Source organism: Myxococcus sp. AS-1-15 (assembly GCF_020037055.1).
Classification (GTDB): domain Bacteria; phylum Myxococcota; class Myxococcia; order Myxococcales; family Myxococcaceae; genus Myxococcus; species Myxococcus fulvus.
In genome coordinates this window covers 64,556-81,043 of sequence record NZ_JAIQDF010000020.1, presented here as the reverse complement: position 1 = coordinate 81,043, position 16,488 = coordinate 64,556, and the positions used below count along the sequence as shown (strand labels likewise).

Sequence of the window (16,488 nt, the reverse complement as noted above, 5' to 3'; positions counted from 1 at the left end):
GGAGTCCGGCGGGTACGGAGGCTTCGGTGCAACTCCACCTCACCCCACGGGAACACCGGGCATGTCGCGAACGACCTTCTCGAGCTCCGAGCGGGCCACCGACTCCGGCGTCCACCGCATCAGCGTGTCGCGCACACTTCGCGCAAGGCCGTTCTCCCATTGGGCAACACGCCCGATCATCCACGAGCGGTCGCGAATCCGCTCCGCACGCGGCCGACGGAGTTGCTCATACCGGGCCAGCGCCTCGTCCGTAGGGCCCATCGTCACCAGGAGCTGCGCGAGCGCCGCGGCGTCCTCGATGGCCAGCCCCGCGCCCTGCCCCAGGTTCGGCGTCACCGCGTGGGCCGCGTCACCGAGCAACACGACGCGAGGCTTCCACCACCGCGGCGCCGAACAATCCTCGATGTCGTTGTGAAGCAACCCGTCGAGCCCACCGAAGGCCGCCAACGCCGAGCGGGCCGGGTCCGCGAAGCCTGCATACAACGCCTGGAAGCCGGACAGGTCCCTCCACGGAGCCGGCGCGCGACGCGGGGCATTGAGCGTGAGGAAGACATAGGACTTCCGCTCGCCCAGCGGCACCACACCCACGCGCCTGCCCGTGCCCCACATCTCCACCACCGCGTCCTCGAAGTGCCCCTCCACCACGCCGCGCCAGCACGAGTAACCGGAGTAGCGAGGGTGCACCTCGGCACCACACACGTGCTCCCTCACGAGGGAACGGATTCCATCGGCGCCGACCACGACGTCGTAGCGTCCCCCTGTTCCATCGGAGAACTCGACGTCCACGCCATCCACCCCACTTCGCAAGCCCACCACCGTCACACCCAGGCGAGGCGCGGGGGACACGGAGCGCAGGACCTGGAGCAGCTTGTTCCGATGAAGCGTGGTCGCAGGTAGCGACAGCCCCGGCACGGAGTACGGCGTCTGCTGGAGCACACGCCCCGATGCATCCGTGATGCGCGCCAGTCCCACCGGATGCCCGACGGCGAGGACGGCCTCATGCAGCGCGAGCCCCTTCATCACGGCCATCACGTTCGGACCGAGCACGATGCCCGCCCCCTCGTCCCCATAGGAGGGCCGCCGCTCGACGAGCTCCGCCACCACACCCCGCCTCGCCAACGCGGCCCCCAGCGCGAGCCCACCGATTCCTCCACCCACCACGAGGACCTTCACGATGACCTCCTCGAACCCAACCCCACGAGCAGCATCTCCAAATCACGCCGCAGGCGTGTTCGCGCCGTGGCCACCGTGGAGCCCGCCATCGGCACGAGCATCCGCATCACCGCCGCGTAATAGACGCCGAAGACCAGCTCCGCCGCCCGCTCGCCGTCCACCTCCGCTCGCAGCTCACCTCGCGACTTCGCGTCGGACACGACCGATGCCAGCGCCCCCACCAGCCTCGCCAGCGCCGGGCGATGCAGTTCCTCGGCGGCGCCCGTGAGCCATGGCAGCTCCTTCACCACCACCCGCGCCAGCTCCGGCTGCGACGCGTAGTGGGTCAACAGCGGCGAGAACAGGTGCATGCACCGGTCCACGAAAAGCCCCTCCCCCGGCAGCGACGTCACCGCCCGCTCCACGAGCGGCATCGCCTCCGCGCGCCACAGCTCGTGCAGCAGCGCGTCCTTCGTCTCGCCGTACACCAGCACCGTGCCCGTCGCGACGCCCGCCGCCTCGGCGATGGCGCGCACGGTCGTCCCCTCATAGCCACGCTCCGCGAACAGCCGCTTCGCCGCTGCCCGGATGCGCTCCCACTTCTCGCTCTTGGCTCGCTCCCTCAGGGACATATTGAACAGGTTCATAATTGAACGCGTTCAAAATCTCCAGGAATTCGCTCCCCAACCGCACCGGGAGCCACACAGGCAGGCGCTGGCGACGCGTCGAGCGTTGAAGGAAGGAGCGTGCCGCCGGCGTGGGATTTCGCGAGGCGGCGATGTAGGGATGCGCCGTGCCCGACCTGCTCGGGCGGAGGAGGACGGGTGACAGTCGCAACCCTCGAAGAAGGCCCGCTCAGGGGGCCGAGCTTCTTTCTCGACCGCACGGCGCTGCGGGCGGTGGCGCTGGCCCATCGCGACCGCTACGGCGTCGCGAAGCCCCATCCCCACGTCGTCATCGACGGCTTCCTCGGAACGCGGTTGGCGTCCGAGCTGGCTTCGGTCTTCCCGGGGGCGAACGACGCGCAGTGGAAGCGCAGGGACCACGTGGAGCAGGCGGCCCGCCTGGGACAACTCCAACGCAAGGCGTTCGAGGACGTCCCCGGCCCGCTCCGGCACCTGCTCTCGGAGTTCTCCGGCATGTCGTTCATCGACTTCCTGGAGACCGTCACCGGCGTGCAGGGGCTCATCCCGGACCCGCACTTCCGGGGCGCCGGCCTGCACCTCACGCTGCGCGGCGGACACCTGGCGTTGCACGCCGACTTCAACCGCGACCGCTTCCGAGCCCTCACCCGTCGACTGACCGTCCTCTACTACCTGAACCCGGACTGGCAGCCTGCCTGGGGCGGCGACCTGGAGCTATGGAACGCCGACCTCACGCGATGCGAGACGCGAATCTCACCGGTGCTCGACCGGCTGGTGGTCATGGCCCATGGCGATGACCACTGGCACGGCCACCCCACCCCACTGGACTGTCCCGAGGGACGAGGTCGCGCCGCGGTCGCCGCCTACTTCTACACCGCGGAGGTCGCCGCGGACGCGCCGGAGCCCCACAGCGCCATCTGGGCTCCCACGCGCCTGTAGCCTCTTCCCCCGCCCGCATCCGCGAGCAGGAGAAAGGACGAAGTCAGGGAGGGCCAGTTCACGCACGGGCCCCTCCGCGACTTCAATCCGAGCCGAGGAGGTCCTCTCGACTCAATAGATGCACTGGAGTCCGAGGTTCAGCACGAACGGGACCCCCGTGTTGGCGTAGAGGTTCATCGTGCCCGTGGTGTAGCCGAAGTACTGGCAGACCCGGTTGACGGACGAGCGCAACTGCCACCACGAGGTGAACGGCGGGTTCATGCCGCTGAGGAACGGAAACCGGGGGTCATCGGTGTCGACTCCGCGAGGCGCCACGTGGGTGCTCGGGATGCAGACCAATCCCATCAGGTCCGCCGACGTGTTCTGGAAGCCCGTGAAGAACCCCGTGTTGTAGACAGAGCCACACTCCCTGTCGGCGATGGCGCCCGCGTTGTACGCCGCCTGCGAATCGAGCGAGGTGGAGCTGCCCTGCCACAGAGCCCACGCCCTCGCATCCGAGCCAGGGAGGTCCTGCCAGGTCACCATGTCGGAGGTGAAGCAATGGATGCCCATCAGCTCACCCGACTGCTCTCCGGTATACATGCCTCGCGCATAGCCATAGTTGGCACACACCCGCTCGGCGCTGCGGTTCGCGTAGGCCCAGCCCACGTCGTTACGATTCGTGATGGGATATCCCCCCGCGCTTCTGTCGGCGGCCGTCGTGTCGAAGAAGACAATCCCCGCGAGGGCGGGGGCCGAGACCAGTGCGACGATGGCGGCTGCAAGGGATGTCACGAGCTTGGAAATTCGCACGGCTCCAAACATTCTCTCTCTCCTGGAAGGAACATCGGCGGAGGTCGCCGAGAGAGATACGAAGCCCTGGTGAATCCTGGTCATCGTCGGCTGTGCATTTCCCGGGGAAGCCAGCAGCGCGCTGTACGATTCCCATGCAATCAAATACATGCCCGCGCGACGCGTCAGCGAGGACCGGGAGCGCTGGTGCCCGCGGAGGGCACAGGAGCGCCCCGCGACACGCGTTCGGCACGGAAGCGACGTAGGCGCCGGCTGCTCACCAACATGCCATCGACGCCACCTGACGACCCCTTCGTGAAGGACACCGCGCCGAACGAGCTCACGAAGCGGTTGCCCCCCACGGGCTCGAGCAGGAGGTCGTCGCGACGGAACCAGCTCAGCGCCAGCTTCCCGTCGACGAGCCGCACCGTGTACGTCATGTCCACCTCGTCGCTGCGGTACTGCCCGACCAGGGCCTCCAGCTCGCCCACCGTGGGCATCGGCTCGCGCACCCGGACGAACTCTCGCGTCGTCGGCCAGAAGTCCTGGATGCCCAGCGCGGTCGCACCCGGCGCCGCCGACGCGTTGAAGCGCCAGACCCCGGGCGTCGGCTCGGCCGGCCGGAACGCCCCCTGGCCGATGGGAGTCAGCGCCGCGGTGGCGCCCACCTCGCGCAGCGCGCCGTCCTTCACCTCCAGCCGCACCACCTCGTCCGTCTGGGGGCTCCAGTAGTTGCCGGCCAGCGCCGCCAGCTCCTCCGCGGGCACCACCACGGCGGGCGGAGTCGTGTCCTTCAGGAGGTTGCCCAGGTACACCTCGGCCACCTTCCGCGCGAGCACCGTCGGGTCGATCTTCCCGTCGTTGCACAACACGGTGATGGCCAGCTTCTGCTCGGGGAAGAGGATGCTCTCCGTGCGGAAGCCCGCCACGTACCCATCATGGGTCACCGTGCGCAGGCCCCGATACGCCCCCAGCCGCAGCCCGCCGCCGTAGCCCGTCTCCCGGCCGTCGTTCAATCGACCCGAGGTCTGGAGCAGGTCCCGCAGCGCCGTCCCACCCAGGCGGCCATCGAGCAGGTTCTGCTGCCACGTCAGCAGGTCGTTCACCGACGAGTACACCGCGCTCGTGCCGTTGTACCCGAGGTCCGCCGAGCTCAACCGCCACCCCCCTTCCGCGCGGGGCATGTACCCTGTCACGCGCTGGGGGATGGGCGGCGCCAGGTCATCCCGGAACGAGGTGTCCACCATGCCGAGCGGCTTGAAGATGCGCTCGTCGGCGAACGCCCGCAGCGACTTGCCGGACACGCGCCGCACGATGATGCCCAGCAGCGAGTACGCGGCATTGCCATAGAGAACCTCCTCGCCCGCAGCGAAGTTCACCCCGCGCTGCCGCGACTGGACCCAGAGGACATCCTCCTCGGTGTACAGGTCCTCGCCGCGCCATCCCGCCAGGGAGAGCAGCTGCCCCTGTTCGCGCAGCCCGTTGATGTGGTGCATCAGGTGCGCGACGGTGATGCGCTTGCCGTGGTCGGGCAGCTCCGGCACGTGCTTGCGCACATCATCATCCAGCGACAGCTTCCCCTCCTGCGCCAACAAGCCGATGGAGAACGCGACGAACTGCTTGGTGATGGACGCCAGGTTGAACGAGGAGCGAGGCGTGAGCGGCACACCGAACTCCAGGTTCGCCAGGCCATGGCCCTTCACGTAGTCGCGCACGCCGTCGCGCGAGACGCCCACGCCACAACCGGGCGACGCCTTGCCACGCCAGGTGGCGAAGAGCGCATCGATGCGGGCGTGACGCTGGGCCCGCGTCTCTCGCACCGATTGGGCGCGGGCAACGGGAACCACCAGACCCCACGAGACGAGGGCCACCCACAGCAGGAGGGAACGGGAAGGTCGCATGCGCGGAGGATTCCGGAACCCGCTCCCCCATGTGCCGCACATCTGCGAAGCGCCGCCCGGCATCGGTGAGCGCCTCGATTCCGGCGGTGGACGACGCCCCTTGGAGGCGAGTCCCCTCGGCCCCGCCCAGGTGCCTCCCGGTCCGCAGCCCATAAGCGCGCGGAATCATAGGAAGCCTCTCGGGTGAGACCTGAGTCACGATTCAGGAAGGCCGCCTCCCCCGGCGGTCCGACGACAAGACCTTCTCCGAGGTGGACGGGACGAGGGATGCCGTCCTTGAATCCGCCGCATGACGCGGAGACTCGGCGAGCGGCTGGTGCTGGAAGGCGTGTTGACGCCGGAGCTGTTGTCGCGAGCGCTCGCGCATCAACAGGAGACGGGCCAGAAGCTGGGTGAATGCCTGGTGCGGCTGGGCGTGGACGAGACGCCGGTGCTGAGGCTGCTGGCGCAGACGCTCTCGACGCGCTTCGTCTCCACCGAGAAGCTGAGCCTGGCGAAGGTGGACCCCGCCCTGCTGGAGAAGGTCCCCGTGCGCCTGGCGGAGGGCTTCGACTTCATGCCCCTGCGACTGGCGCAAGGCGTTCTCTACGTGGCCATCGCGGAGCCGCAGCGCCAGCGCGCGCTGGAGGAGATTGTCCGCACCGTGGGCGTCACGCAGGTGCTGCCCTTCATCGCGGTGCGCAGGTCCATCCGCGCGGCCATCCGCAAGCACTACTACGCGGTGGCGGACGCCTTCGAGCACCCGCCGGAGGACGAGGCCTGCCCCCACTGCGGCGCGCCCACGCTCCCCAAGGACTTCCAGTGCCCCCGCTGTGAGCTGCTGCTGGTGCGCCACGTCGAGGACCTGCCGCCCCGCGACAACGTCTCCCTCGTCCGCGCGCTCCTGACGCAGCCCGAGCGACAGGGCACCTCGGGCACCCCGCGCGCTCCGCAGTCGGAGACCACGCGGGTGGCGCCGTTCGACGCGGCCCAGGAGGGCTCACAGGCCCGGCCGTTCCTGGTGGGTGGCCTGAGCGTGACGAACCTGCGGCTCAGCCCCTTCGAGGCGTATGTGCTCTCCCTCGTCGACGGGCAAACGTCGCTGTCGGACCTGTCGCTCATCACCCAGCTCGCGGAGGTGGAGCTGCGCGCGCTCTTCGCATCGCTGGGCGAGCGGGGCGTCACCCGGCTCTACGAGCCCCCCGCGCCGACAGCCCGCGCGGCCTCCGTCCCGGCCGAGCCGACGCCTCCGCCCGTCCCACAGGCGACGCAGGCCGGACGCGCGGTGCCCAAGCCCTTCGTCGAAGACGCCAACGAGGATGTCCTCCAGCGCGTCATCCGGCTGGAGCAGGCGGGACGGTGGGCGGAGGCCATCGAGCTGCTGGAGCGAGGCATCGGCCTGCTCCCCCACCCCGCGCCGCTCTACAACCGCCTGGGGATGATTCTGCTGAACCACCACCGGGACTACGAGCGCGCCACGGCCCTGTTCCAAAAGGCCTCCGACCTGGCGCCGGAGAACAACCTCTACACGATGAACCTCTACTCGGTGATGTGCCTGCGCGCGGACGCCACCAACGCGGGCCAGCACAAGGCGCGACGCTGAAGCGCCCCTTCGCTCACGACAACCGGGGACGGCCCAGCCACAGCAGCCCCAACCCCAGGGCCAGCAACGTGGGCCACGCGAGCGCGAGGAACCCCAGTGCCACCCGCGGGACGACGTCGGCACCGGGCTGCTCGACATAGGCGAAGCGCGGCAGTCGCGCATGGTCCGCCGCGCCCAGCGTGTCTCCCGCGAAGACGCGCGGCAGCAGGGCCTCGCGCCACGAAGCGTGGAAGCGGTCCACCTGCCGCAGGAAGTGCGCGTGCCGCGCCCCCCCGGTCCCCGCCACGTCCTGGAGCGCCTGCTGGAAGGCCAGCGCGGGGGACACGAAGCGCAGCAACTCCAGCGCGGACTGCTGCGCGTCCAACTGCGACTGGAAGGCCGCGACCACGGGGGCGGTGGCCCGGGCCGCCTCATCCTGCACCGCCAGCGCGGTGGGCCAGTAGCCCTCCGTCCGGGTCCCCTTCGGCGCCAGCTCCGGATGGTCCTCGAAGTAGGCGGACAGCACCTCGCTGCCGCGCCGCTGCGCATCCAGCGAGGCGTCGCGGGTCGCCCCCACCAACGCCACGCGCGAGGGCACCGGGTACAGCGCGCTCACGCCGAGCTGCGCCGCCGCGGGCACCACCACCACGAGCAGCAACCACACGCCCACCAGCACCAGCGCATTCGTGGCGGAGCTCAAGGCACGCGCGTTCACCGCCAGCGCCAGACAGAACCAGAACGCCCCATAGCCCACCACCAACGCCAGCCACCCCAGGAGCCTCGGCAGCCCGCCGCCTCCTCCCGTCAGCACATGCCCCGCGAGGCCCGCGAGCACGCACAGGCCCAGGAGCACCGCCGCGCGAACGGCGAGCCTGCGCAGCGCCCAGCCCCGAAGCCCCGTGGCCTGCACCAGCACCAACCGGAGCGTGCCGTCCTCGCGCTCCCGCGACACCAGGTCGAACGAGAACGCGAGCGCGAACAAGGGCAGCAGGTAGAGCAGCACGAACGACACATCCAGCGTCCCGGTGGCCAGGTGCGCCGGGTGCTCCAGCGTCTCGCGCGCGAAGTCCGTGAGGCGGCCCTGCAGTGACACCTGGTAGGACGACGGCAGCAGGTCCATCTGGCCCACCGTGAAGACGCTCAGCGGCCCCGGAGGCAGGAGCGCCTCGGGCTGGACGAGGAAGTTGCCCACCGGCACCGGCATCGTGGGGCTCTTCCAGGCGGGGGGCGCGGTCCCCTGCCCCTGACGCAGCGCCTCGGCCTGGGCCGCGAGCTGGTCGCGTCGCAGGGCCTCCTGGGTGAGCAGCGCTTGTTGATGGGCGCGCAGGTCCTGGGTGAAGCGCCAGCCGTTGTAGAGGCCCAACGCCATCAGCCCGAGCAGGAGCGCGGCGGCGAAGAGGAGCATCCGGTCCTTGCGAAGCAGGAACCACTCGTGTCGGAGCAGGGACATGTTCATGGGCTCGTGCCTCACAGCGCGCTCAGGCGTGCGCCGGCGCGCAGGGCGAACGCCGTGGTCCACGACAACCAGAGCCCGAGCAACAGCAGCCCCGGAACCTGGGACGAAAGCGCATCCGTCAGTCGCTCCCCCTCCAGGCGCAGCTCCGGCACCTGCCGCCACAAGGACGCGTCCGCCTTGTAGCTGGCGTCGCCGTGCTTCGAGCGGAACGCCACGTCGTCGTTCATCCGCTTCACCAGCGCCTGCCGGTACTCCTCCGCCTGCTCGGTGAAGCGCAGGTGCGCGGACAGGTCCGTGCGCGCGAGCGACGCCGACACCTGCCGGAGCGCGAGCATGGGCGACAGCGGGGCGAAGGCACGGTGCAGGCGCTCCTGCGACGCATACTGTTCCCGCAGCTCCCCGAAGCGTACCGCCGCCACCTTGCTGCTGTACTCCTCACCCGCCTGGAGCGCGATGCCCCGGAAGTTCACGGGGAGCGCCTCCACCGAGTCCACCCCGTAGCGAGCCAGCGTCTCGCGCTCCAGCGCCACCTGCCGCGCGTCCGCCGGGTCATGCCCGCTCAGCCCCTTCTCGTAGTCCTCCGCGAGCCTGCGCGCGAAGTCCTGCGCCGTCGGCACCGGCGCCCACGTCCGGGCCGCGTCCGCCGCGAGCCGGGGCACCAGCAGCGCGTTGAGCATCCACACCGCCAGCAGCACCACCAGCGCGCCGCGCGACGTGCGCGCCCACGCGCTCACCGCCAGCCCCAGGAACACGAAGCCCGCCAGGTACAGCCCATACCCCAGCGACAACACCGACAGGCGCCCCAGCAGGTCTCCCCACGAGACATCCAGGCCCCCGCCCAGCCCCACCACCAGGCCCAGCCCCACGACGACGAGCGGCACCAGCAGCGCCGCCAGCGCCAGCCCCACGCCCAGCGCCTTGCCCAGCACGAGCTGGTGACGCCGCACGCCGGTGCTCAACAACAGGCGGAGGGTGCCCTGCTCCCGCTCGGCCGTGAAGGCGGAGTAGGTCAACAGGATGATGAGCAGCGGCAGGAGGAGCTGGAGCACTCCGGCGCCGGTGAGCTCTCCGAAGCGGGCCACGGCGGTGGCGTCCGTCGCGGGGCGGTGCTGGGTAAGGTTGCGCTTGTGCGCCTCCAGGTAGACGGCCACGCCCAGGTACGGCTCCACGCCCCGGTCGAACGCGGCCAGGACGGACTCGGGCTTGAAGGCCCAGACGCCGTAGTGCGCCGCCGAGTGGGGGTTCTTCTCCCCCTGCTCCAGCCAGTGCTGACGCGTCAGCCGCGCGCCCGCCTCGCGCTCGGCGCGCGACTCGCGCACGTGCAGCGCGCCCATCGCCAGCCCCACGACGGCCAGCAGCCCCACCAACATCCCCGCGGTCCGGAAGCGCCCGTCCCGCGACAGCTCCACCCATTCCTTGCGTGCGATGGCCCGAATCATTCGTGCGTCCTCAGCCCCGCATGTGCGTCAGGTACAGCTGCTCCAGCTCCGCGTGCCCCAATTCCCGCGTGGCGCGCGTCTCCACCAGCCGGCCCGACTTCATGATGCCCACGCGCGTGCCGGACTCCTTCGCGCGGAACAGGTCATGCGTCGCCATCAGCACCGCCATCCCCTCGCCGCTCAAGCGCAGGAGCAGCTCCGACAGCTCGTTGGAGGCCAGCGGGTCCAGGCCCGACGTCGGCTCGTCCAGGAGCAACGCCTTCGCCCCCTTGGCCAGCGCGATGGCGATGCCCACCTTCTGCCGCATGCCCTTGGAATAGCGCCCCACGGGCACGTCCATCGCCTCCGGCTGCAGCCCCGCGCGGGCGAGCCAGTCCGTGGACTCCAGCGTGGACAGCGCCGGCCGTCCCGCCAGCGTGTTGAAGCAGGCCAGGTTCTCCCGCCCCGTCAGCCGGGGGTAGAGCATCACCAGCTCCGGCACGTAGGCGAGCAGCCCGCGCACCTGGGCCTCGTGGTGACGCACCTCCAGCCCCGCGACGCGCGCCTCCCCGCCCGTGGGCTCGATGAAGCCCAGGAAGAGGTTCAGCGTCGTCGTCTTGCCCGCGCCGTTCGCCCCCAGCAGGCAGAACACCTCACCCGCCTGGATGGACAGGTCCAGCCCCTCGAGCGCCGGGTGCGCGCCGTAGCGCTTGGACAGGTTCCTCGCTTCAAGCATGGAGACTCCCATAACGGAGCCACCCGCAATATCGCAACTTGATTGCATCTACAAATCGATACACGTCCCGTGTGACTCCGGGGACACTCCGGGCCGCAGGGGACGGACACGAGCTCCCCTGCGGCCCCTCCTGGACGTGCGCGGCTCAGGACTTCTTGTACGCGTCCGCGATGCGCAGCAGGTCCGCGATGGTGAAGTCCCCGCCCGAGCCGTAGGTGGGCTTCCAGCCCTTGTTCTGGAGGAAGGACGTGGGGTCGTTGAGCAGGACGCTGAAGAACGTCTCCCCGACGATGCGTCCGCCCACCGGCCCGAGGAAGCGGCCCTGGTTGGCGAGGTTCGCCTCCTTGAGGATGTAGTACCAGAGCGGCGCCACCGTGCTCCCCCACCCCTGCGGCAGGCCGAGCTGCGAGTTGGCGTAGCGGGTCGTCCCCAGCGCCTCGGCGACCGTCTGGCCGGCCGGCAGGGTGAACTCGTTCTGGCGCAGCAGGTTGCGCCCCGCGAGCGACAGGTACAGCGGGTCCGGCTTGCCCTGGTACTGCGGATGGTCGAAGCCGGGGATGAGGGCCTCCGGCAGGTTCAACAGCTCCGAGGCCAGGTACGTGTCGAACAGCTTCGCCCCCTGCGGGGTGACGCCGGAGCCCAGGTTGAAGAAGTTCTTCCAGTCCACGCGCTTCTCGGGGCTGAGGAACGTCCCGGGCTGGTGCAGGTCGAAGATCTGCACGTTCGAGTAGCTCGAGTTGACGGTGTACGTCTCCCGAATCGTCGCGTGCCCCATGCGGTAGGCGGCGGCGGAGAACTCGATGGGAATCTGCTGGAGGTTGGGCGGGAAGTACTGCGGCCCCTGGTTCACCAGCTTGCCGTAGAGCTCGTCGCCGACGAAGCGGCGCACGAAGTCATGGTAGACAATCCATTGGTAGTGCCAGCGCACCCGCTTCGAGGCCTCGGTGAAGAGCGCGCCCCCGGAGAACGAGCCCGACAGGTCCTTGACCACCTGGTTGTGGAACTTGATGAAGGCCAGGTGCAGCTGATTGACGAACATGTTGTCGTCGTTGCGCGGGTCTCCGATGATGGCCGTGCCCTGGACGTTGCGCAGCACGTCCCCGTCCGGGTTGTCCTGCCGCCCGAACAGCAGCGTGGCGCCGTCCTTCGCGTCGAACAGGAAGGCGTCCTGCACCGGCCCCCGGCCGTAGATGTTGCCCAGGTCCAACGTCGGGGTGATGGCGTCCCGCGTCTGGTTCGGCTGGGTGCCCCGGCTGTTGATGTCCGAGAACACGTCGAACGTCAGGTCATGGTCCAGGAACTGGCCCAGGAACGTGTAGCCCGCGGGGATGGTGGGGTTGTCCTGCGGCACGCTCGGGCCCAGCCGGTCATCGTCCATGGGCCCGCCCGGCAGCGTGAGGGCGCGGAGGTCCTCCACGTTGAAGACGGAGGGACGCAGGTCCGGGAACATGCGGAAGAAGTCGGAGACGACGGGGCCGTTGTCGCCGGTGAGGGATTGCGCGGACTTGCTGGAGACAGCCGGGCCCACGACGCCGTGGGGGCGCACCAGGTTGCCGGACGGCGCCTTGGACAACATGGCCGCCCCGGTGCCCCGGTGGAACGGACAGCCGCTGCCCGGGAGCGCGGCCGTGACGCGCGGGGGAATCTTGTCACTCATGACGAATCTCCTGTGTGTCGAGCGGCGTGGCTCAGGTGGTGATGGTGATGTACGGGTCCCACGAGTACGTCCCCACTTTGTTGCCCTGGTTGTCCGTCACCTGGACGTAGAGCTGGTAGGTCACCTTCTGGTCCGTCAGCGACGCGGTGGGCTGCAGCGCGGTGGACTGGAAATAGAAGTCCACGTAGGGCTGGGTGTTGTAGCCATCCACCTGTCCCCCCGCGACCTCGGGGACCGGCACCTTGATATGGGACACCAGGGGCTGGGGCGGAGAGATGCACTGGGCATTGCCGGAGACGCGCATCTTGTAGAGCACCGCCGAGTACTGGGTGTTGAGCGTCAGCGACGCCATCCGCCAGCGCAGCGTGTCGCTGGTCTTCGCGGCGACGGTCAGCTCGGGAATCGCCTCCATGCCCACCGCGTCGTCCTTGCGCACCAGCATGTACACACAGTCCGAGATGGGCACCCCCGGCTCGTCCGCGGAGCCATTGGGGCCATGCACCTTCAGCACCTTGTCCACATCCACCACGGTGAGAACATCGATGAAGCCATCATCCTGCGCCATGACGCACCTGTTCCTTCCAGTTCGAGTCGAGACAAATCCAGACATCCACCCGCGCGCCGCGCGTCAGGCGGTGATGGTGATCTTCGGGTCCCAGGAGAAGTAGCTCAGGATGTTCCCGTCGTTGTTCGCCAGGGCGAACGTGAAGGTGTAGACCACGGGCGTCGTCGTCGGGTTCACCGCCGTCGCCTGGAAGTAGGCATCCTTGTACGTCTGCTTCGAGTCCACCGTGACCTGGGTGCCGTGCACCGACGGCAGGGGCACCGTCACCGTGGGCTCGATGAGGAAGGGCGGCGTGATGCAGCCCTCTCCCCGGAGGATGTCACACCCGTTGAGCGCGACGCTGAAGCGCGTGTTGCCCGTCAGCGAGGTGATTCGCCACCGGATGTTGTTGTTGGTGTTGACGACGATGTTCAGGTCATCCGTGGCCTGACCCGACAGCATCTCGTCGTAGCGGATGAACATGTAGACGTACGGGGTGGGCTCCCCCAGGTCCACGGGGTGGTTGGAGTCCGTGCTGAACTTCCCCTGGTAGTCCAGGTAGAGGTTCTCCGCGTCCACGACAATCAAGACATTGGCGGTGTTCTCGGTATCTGCCATGACGACCTCTGGGTGCTTTCGGGGTGGAGTGCTCAGCGGGGCCGGAGGATTCCGGGCCGCTGGATGGAGAAGGGCTGGATGTTGGTGCGGGTGACGCCCGTGAGCGCGAGCTCCGACAGGATTCGGCCGAGCAGCGGCGCGAACTTGAACGCCTGCCCCGTGTCACCGGTGAACAGCAGCACGTCCGGGTGCCCGGGGAGGACATCCAGCACGAAGTTCAGGTCGGGCGTCATCGTGTAGAGACAGCCCACCGGGTCCACCGCCAGGGACTGCAGCCCCCGGAAGTGCTCGCGCATGAAGGTGTTGAGCAGGTCCACCATGCGCGGGTCCGCCTGGGGTGGCGAGGTGGGCGGCAGCGGGGACTTCAGGAAGGTGAAGTCGGTGCCCACCTTGATGCGGCCGGGCGTCAACAGCGGCGGCAGCCCGTAGTACGTCGTCGTGTCGTCCCCGGGGAACTTCGGCGCGCCGAAGTAGAACCAGAGCGGATACGTGTACTGGGACGGGGACACCTCGAAATAGGCATACGTCATGCTCCAGATTTCGAGCGCGAGCTGGATGTTCAGGCTGTCGAGCACGCCGTTGGTCCACGCGGACGGCACCAGGATGAGCTTCTTGCCGGTGTACGTCCCCTGCGCGGTGGTGACGGTGACCTGGCCGGGCGCGTCCTGGATGCGGCTGACCGTCCGGCGCGGAATCATGTCCACGCCCCGCTCGCGGCACTGGTCGGCGAGCGCGCGGAGCGCCCGGTCCGCCGCGATGACACCCGCCTGGGGCTGCACCAGGCCCACCACGTCGTCGCTCAGGCCCTGGAGCACGGAAAAGCGCTCCGGGAAGTCCGCCGCGGTGAGGCGCTGGAAGGGCAGGCCCTGCTCCTCCAGGACGGCCTCGGAGTCCTTCAAGTCCCCTTCGGGCGTGTCCACGCCGCTGGGCGGGCCGAAGAACAGGAGCGAGGTGTCGTTGAGGATGCCGTTCAGGCCGCTGTCCGACTCCAGCTCCCGCCAGAGCGGATAGGCGGACTGCGCGAGCAGGGACAGGTGCGGGTCCGAGTACATCACCCGGAAGAAGCGCGACTCGCCCTTCGAGGAGAAGAAGTCGTTGTCGAAGTCGAACTGGTCCAACAGCAGGACCTTCTTGCCGGCCTTCGAGCACCACCAGGCCGCGGACAGACCGATGGCGCCCGCGCCCACGACGACCACGTCATAGGAGTCCATGTCTTCGTCTGCTTTCGTTTCGAAGGAGGGTGTCTGTCGTTACCAGCCGAGGTAGTACTGGCTGTCCAACCAGGCGGGCCACGCGAGCCCGAAGTGCGCCTGGAGCATCTTCTCCGCCTCGCAGAAGGCGCCCTCCACCCAGCCCTGCTGGTCCGAGTAGGCCTCGCCGCAGATGTGGAGGTGCTCGTCCGGGTCCGGCCGGCGCATGAAGGGCATCACGTCCCGCACGCTCACCCCGGCGCGCCACGCGTGATAGCCGCCGCCATAGGGGTCCTCCGTCCAGTTGCGGAAGTAGGAGACGTACGGCTGGGGGACGGGGTTCGCGGGCCCGTGCAGCTCCTGGAGCTGGCTCACGGCCTCCGCCACCATCACCGCCGGGGCCTGCAGGTCCTCCACCTGGGCCAGCGCCTCGCGTGAGGCCAGGGCCGTGGGCCGGGGCTTGAAGCGCTCGAGCCGCTGGTGGGGCGAGTCCATCAGCGCGGACCAGAAGGGCGTGGTCCGCATGTCGTTGTAGCTGGCGAGCAGGATGGAGTGGCTGTTCACAGGGTCGGTGCCGAAGTAGTAGCACTGCCGCATGGGCAGGTCGGTGATGGACTCGCCCGCCACGGCCTGGAACTCCTGGTTCCACCAGGGGGACTCGAAGCCCATCAGCAGCTTGAAGGACGGCTCGGAGATGACGGCGTCCAGGTTCTTGCGCACCTGCGCGCTCACCTGGGGCCTGGTGAAGAACCGGTCCGCGCCAATCAGCTCCAGCGCGCGGCGGGGCATCGCGAGCACCACGGCATTGGCATACACCGTCCACGACTTGCCGCTCTGGACGTTGTTCAGGGTGAGGACATACCGGTACGGGCTGCCCTCCGGCGCGGCGGTGAGCGCCGTCAGGCCGTTCTGTCCCCAGAGGTGGGCGCGCTTGCCGCTCGGGTCCTGGGCGACGAAGCGCTGGGCGAGCGTGTTGCCCAGCTGGTCATAGCCGCCGTTCAGCGTCTGGTATTCCACGCTCGCCAGGGAGAAGTCGCCCACGAGGTACGGAAAGGCCTCCGCGGCGTTCCAGTTGATGGTGTTGGAGTAGTAGCCGCCGGCCACGGCCAGGAACTCGTAGGCCTCCTGGCCCACCTGGTCCTTGAGGAGGTTCCAGAAGCCCAGATCATTGACCTTCTTGCCCTGATAGGGCCCCGGCTTGCGGTAGGTCAGGTTGGGTTTGATGTCGTCCCAGTCCCGGGCGGTGAGCTCGAAGGAGTAGTCGTAGGGCGCGGTGAACTTCACCTGGTTCGCGTAGCGCTCCTGGAACCAGGGGTCGGCCGTGAGGACGTCGTAGATGACCTTGTTGAAGAGCTGGTCCGAGTCGAATCCCACCACGTCGTCGGGCAGGAAGTAGCGCGTCTTGAACGTGCGGCGTTCCGCCTGGGCGTTCGCCCACTCGTCGGCCTTGAAGCGCTGGCCGCGCAGGTAGCGGTAGTGGTGCTTGTCGTCGCCCAGGGGGAAGTCCTGGGGCGTCAGCTCCTGGGAGAAGACCTCCGAGATGAGCGAGTTGACGATGACATGCGATTGCAGATAGCGCATGCCGCCAATCTCCGCCGCCAGGGAGACGCCGGGCAGGAAGACCGACTCGATGCGGCCGCCCAATCGCTCGCTCAATTCGAAGACGTGCACCGAGGATGGGCGCGTGCCGCCCTCCGCGAGGTCGCCGACGAGCAGCCGCCAGCCCGTGTAGAGCCCGGAGACGCCCGCACCGATGATGGCGACGTCGAGCTGGAGCCCGTCGTCCATTCCCGTGTCCATCGGGGGTGGATTCACTCGCGACATGTCTGCCTCTCAGGGGATGGGGCACCGCGCCCTATTTCAGGGAAATCCAGTGCAATCCCTGCACCACCAATTTCACG

Annotated in this window: 14 protein-coding genes; 2 read left to right on the top strand and 12 right to left on the bottom strand. The window is 68.9% G+C overall.

Annotated elements, in window-relative coordinates; translation table 11 throughout:
* Window positions 1–39: 39 nt before the first annotated feature.
* Window positions 40–1,173, bottom strand: coding sequence for an FAD-dependent monooxygenase (locus K8625_RS38065; RefSeq protein WP_223750234.1), 1,134 nt, complete (start codon window positions 1,171–1,173; stop codon window positions 40–42).
* Window positions 1,170–1,799, bottom strand: a complete 630-nt coding sequence (locus tag K8625_RS38060) for a TetR/AcrR family transcriptional regulator (protein WP_223750233.1) — start codon at window positions 1,797–1,799, stop codon at window positions 1,170–1,172. Before K8625_RS38060 ends, K8625_RS38065 begins: the two co-directional genes overlap by 4 nt.
* Window positions 1,800–1,976: 177 nt before the next feature.
* On the opposite strand from K8625_RS38060, the gene K8625_RS38055 reads away from it, so the two are divergent.
* A complete protein-coding gene (locus K8625_RS38055; RefSeq protein ID WP_223785464.1) occupies window positions 1,977–2,735 on the top strand; it encodes a 2OG-Fe(II) oxygenase in 759 nt (252 codons plus the stop codon).
* Window positions 2,736–2,846: 111 nt separating this feature from the next.
* Here the strand turns inward: K8625_RS38055 and K8625_RS38050 are convergent, their stop codons facing one another.
* Window positions 2,847–3,509, bottom strand: coding sequence for a hypothetical protein (locus K8625_RS38050; RefSeq protein ID WP_223785463.1), 663 nt, complete (start codon window positions 3,507–3,509; stop codon window positions 2,847–2,849).
* 182 nt (window positions 3,510–3,691) lie between these two features.
* A complete protein-coding gene (locus K8625_RS38045; protein WP_223785462.1) occupies window positions 3,692–5,407 on the bottom strand; it encodes a serine hydrolase in 1,716 nt (571 codons plus the stop codon).
* A 289-nt stretch (window positions 5,408–5,696) separates the two neighbouring features.
* On the opposite strand from K8625_RS38045, the gene K8625_RS38040 reads away from it, so the two are divergent.
* The gene (locus tag K8625_RS38040; protein WP_223785461.1) at window positions 5,697–6,989 is read left to right on the top strand and encodes a general secretion pathway protein GspE; all 1,293 of its coding nucleotides are present in this window, start codon (window positions 5,697–5,699) and stop codon (window positions 6,987–6,989) included.
* A gap of 13 nt (window positions 6,990–7,002) precedes the next feature.
* Here K8625_RS38040 and K8625_RS38035 read toward each other — a convergent pair whose 3' ends face one another.
* From K8625_RS38035 to K8625_RS38000, 8 genes are all read right to left on the bottom strand, one after another.
* Window positions 7,003–8,418, bottom strand: a complete 1,416-nt coding sequence (locus K8625_RS38035; protein WP_223785460.1) for a DUF3526 domain-containing protein — start codon at window positions 8,416–8,418, stop codon at window positions 7,003–7,005.
* A 17-nt stretch (window positions 8,419–8,435) separates the two neighbouring features.
* Window positions 8,436–9,863, bottom strand: a complete 1,428-nt coding sequence (locus K8625_RS38030; protein ID WP_223785459.1) for a DUF3526 domain-containing protein — start codon at window positions 9,861–9,863, stop codon at window positions 8,436–8,438.
* Window positions 9,864–9,873: 10 nt separating this feature from the next.
* A complete protein-coding gene (locus K8625_RS38025; RefSeq protein WP_223785458.1) occupies window positions 9,874–10,578 on the bottom strand; it encodes an ABC transporter ATP-binding protein in 705 nt (234 codons plus the stop codon).
* A 145-nt stretch (window positions 10,579–10,723) separates the two neighbouring features.
* Entirely contained in the window at window positions 10,724–12,235 is a 1,512-nt protein-coding gene (locus K8625_RS38020) for a peroxidase family protein (protein WP_223785457.1), read from the bottom strand.
* Between the two features lie 31 nt (window positions 12,236–12,266).
* On the bottom strand, window positions 12,267–12,800 hold the full coding sequence (locus K8625_RS38015; RefSeq protein ID WP_223750224.1) for an AidA/PixA family protein: 534 nt from the start codon (window positions 12,798–12,800) through the stop codon (window positions 12,267–12,269).
* A gap of 63 nt (window positions 12,801–12,863) precedes the next feature.
* Complete coding sequence (locus K8625_RS38010; protein ID WP_223750223.1) at window positions 12,864–13,397, bottom strand: AidA/PixA family protein; 534 nt, start codon at window positions 13,395–13,397, stop codon at window positions 12,864–12,866.
* A gap of 32 nt (window positions 13,398–13,429) precedes the next feature.
* Window positions 13,430–14,608, bottom strand: coding sequence for an FAD-dependent oxidoreductase (locus K8625_RS38005; RefSeq protein ID WP_223785456.1), 1,179 nt, complete (start codon window positions 14,606–14,608; stop codon window positions 13,430–13,432).
* 39 nt (window positions 14,609–14,647) lie between these two features.
* Window positions 14,648–16,411: an FAD-dependent oxidoreductase gene (locus K8625_RS38000; RefSeq protein WP_223785455.1), complete on the bottom strand. Its 1,764-nt coding sequence runs from the start codon at window positions 16,409–16,411 to the stop codon at window positions 14,648–14,650.
* Between the last annotated feature and the right edge of the window lie 77 nt (window positions 16,412–16,488).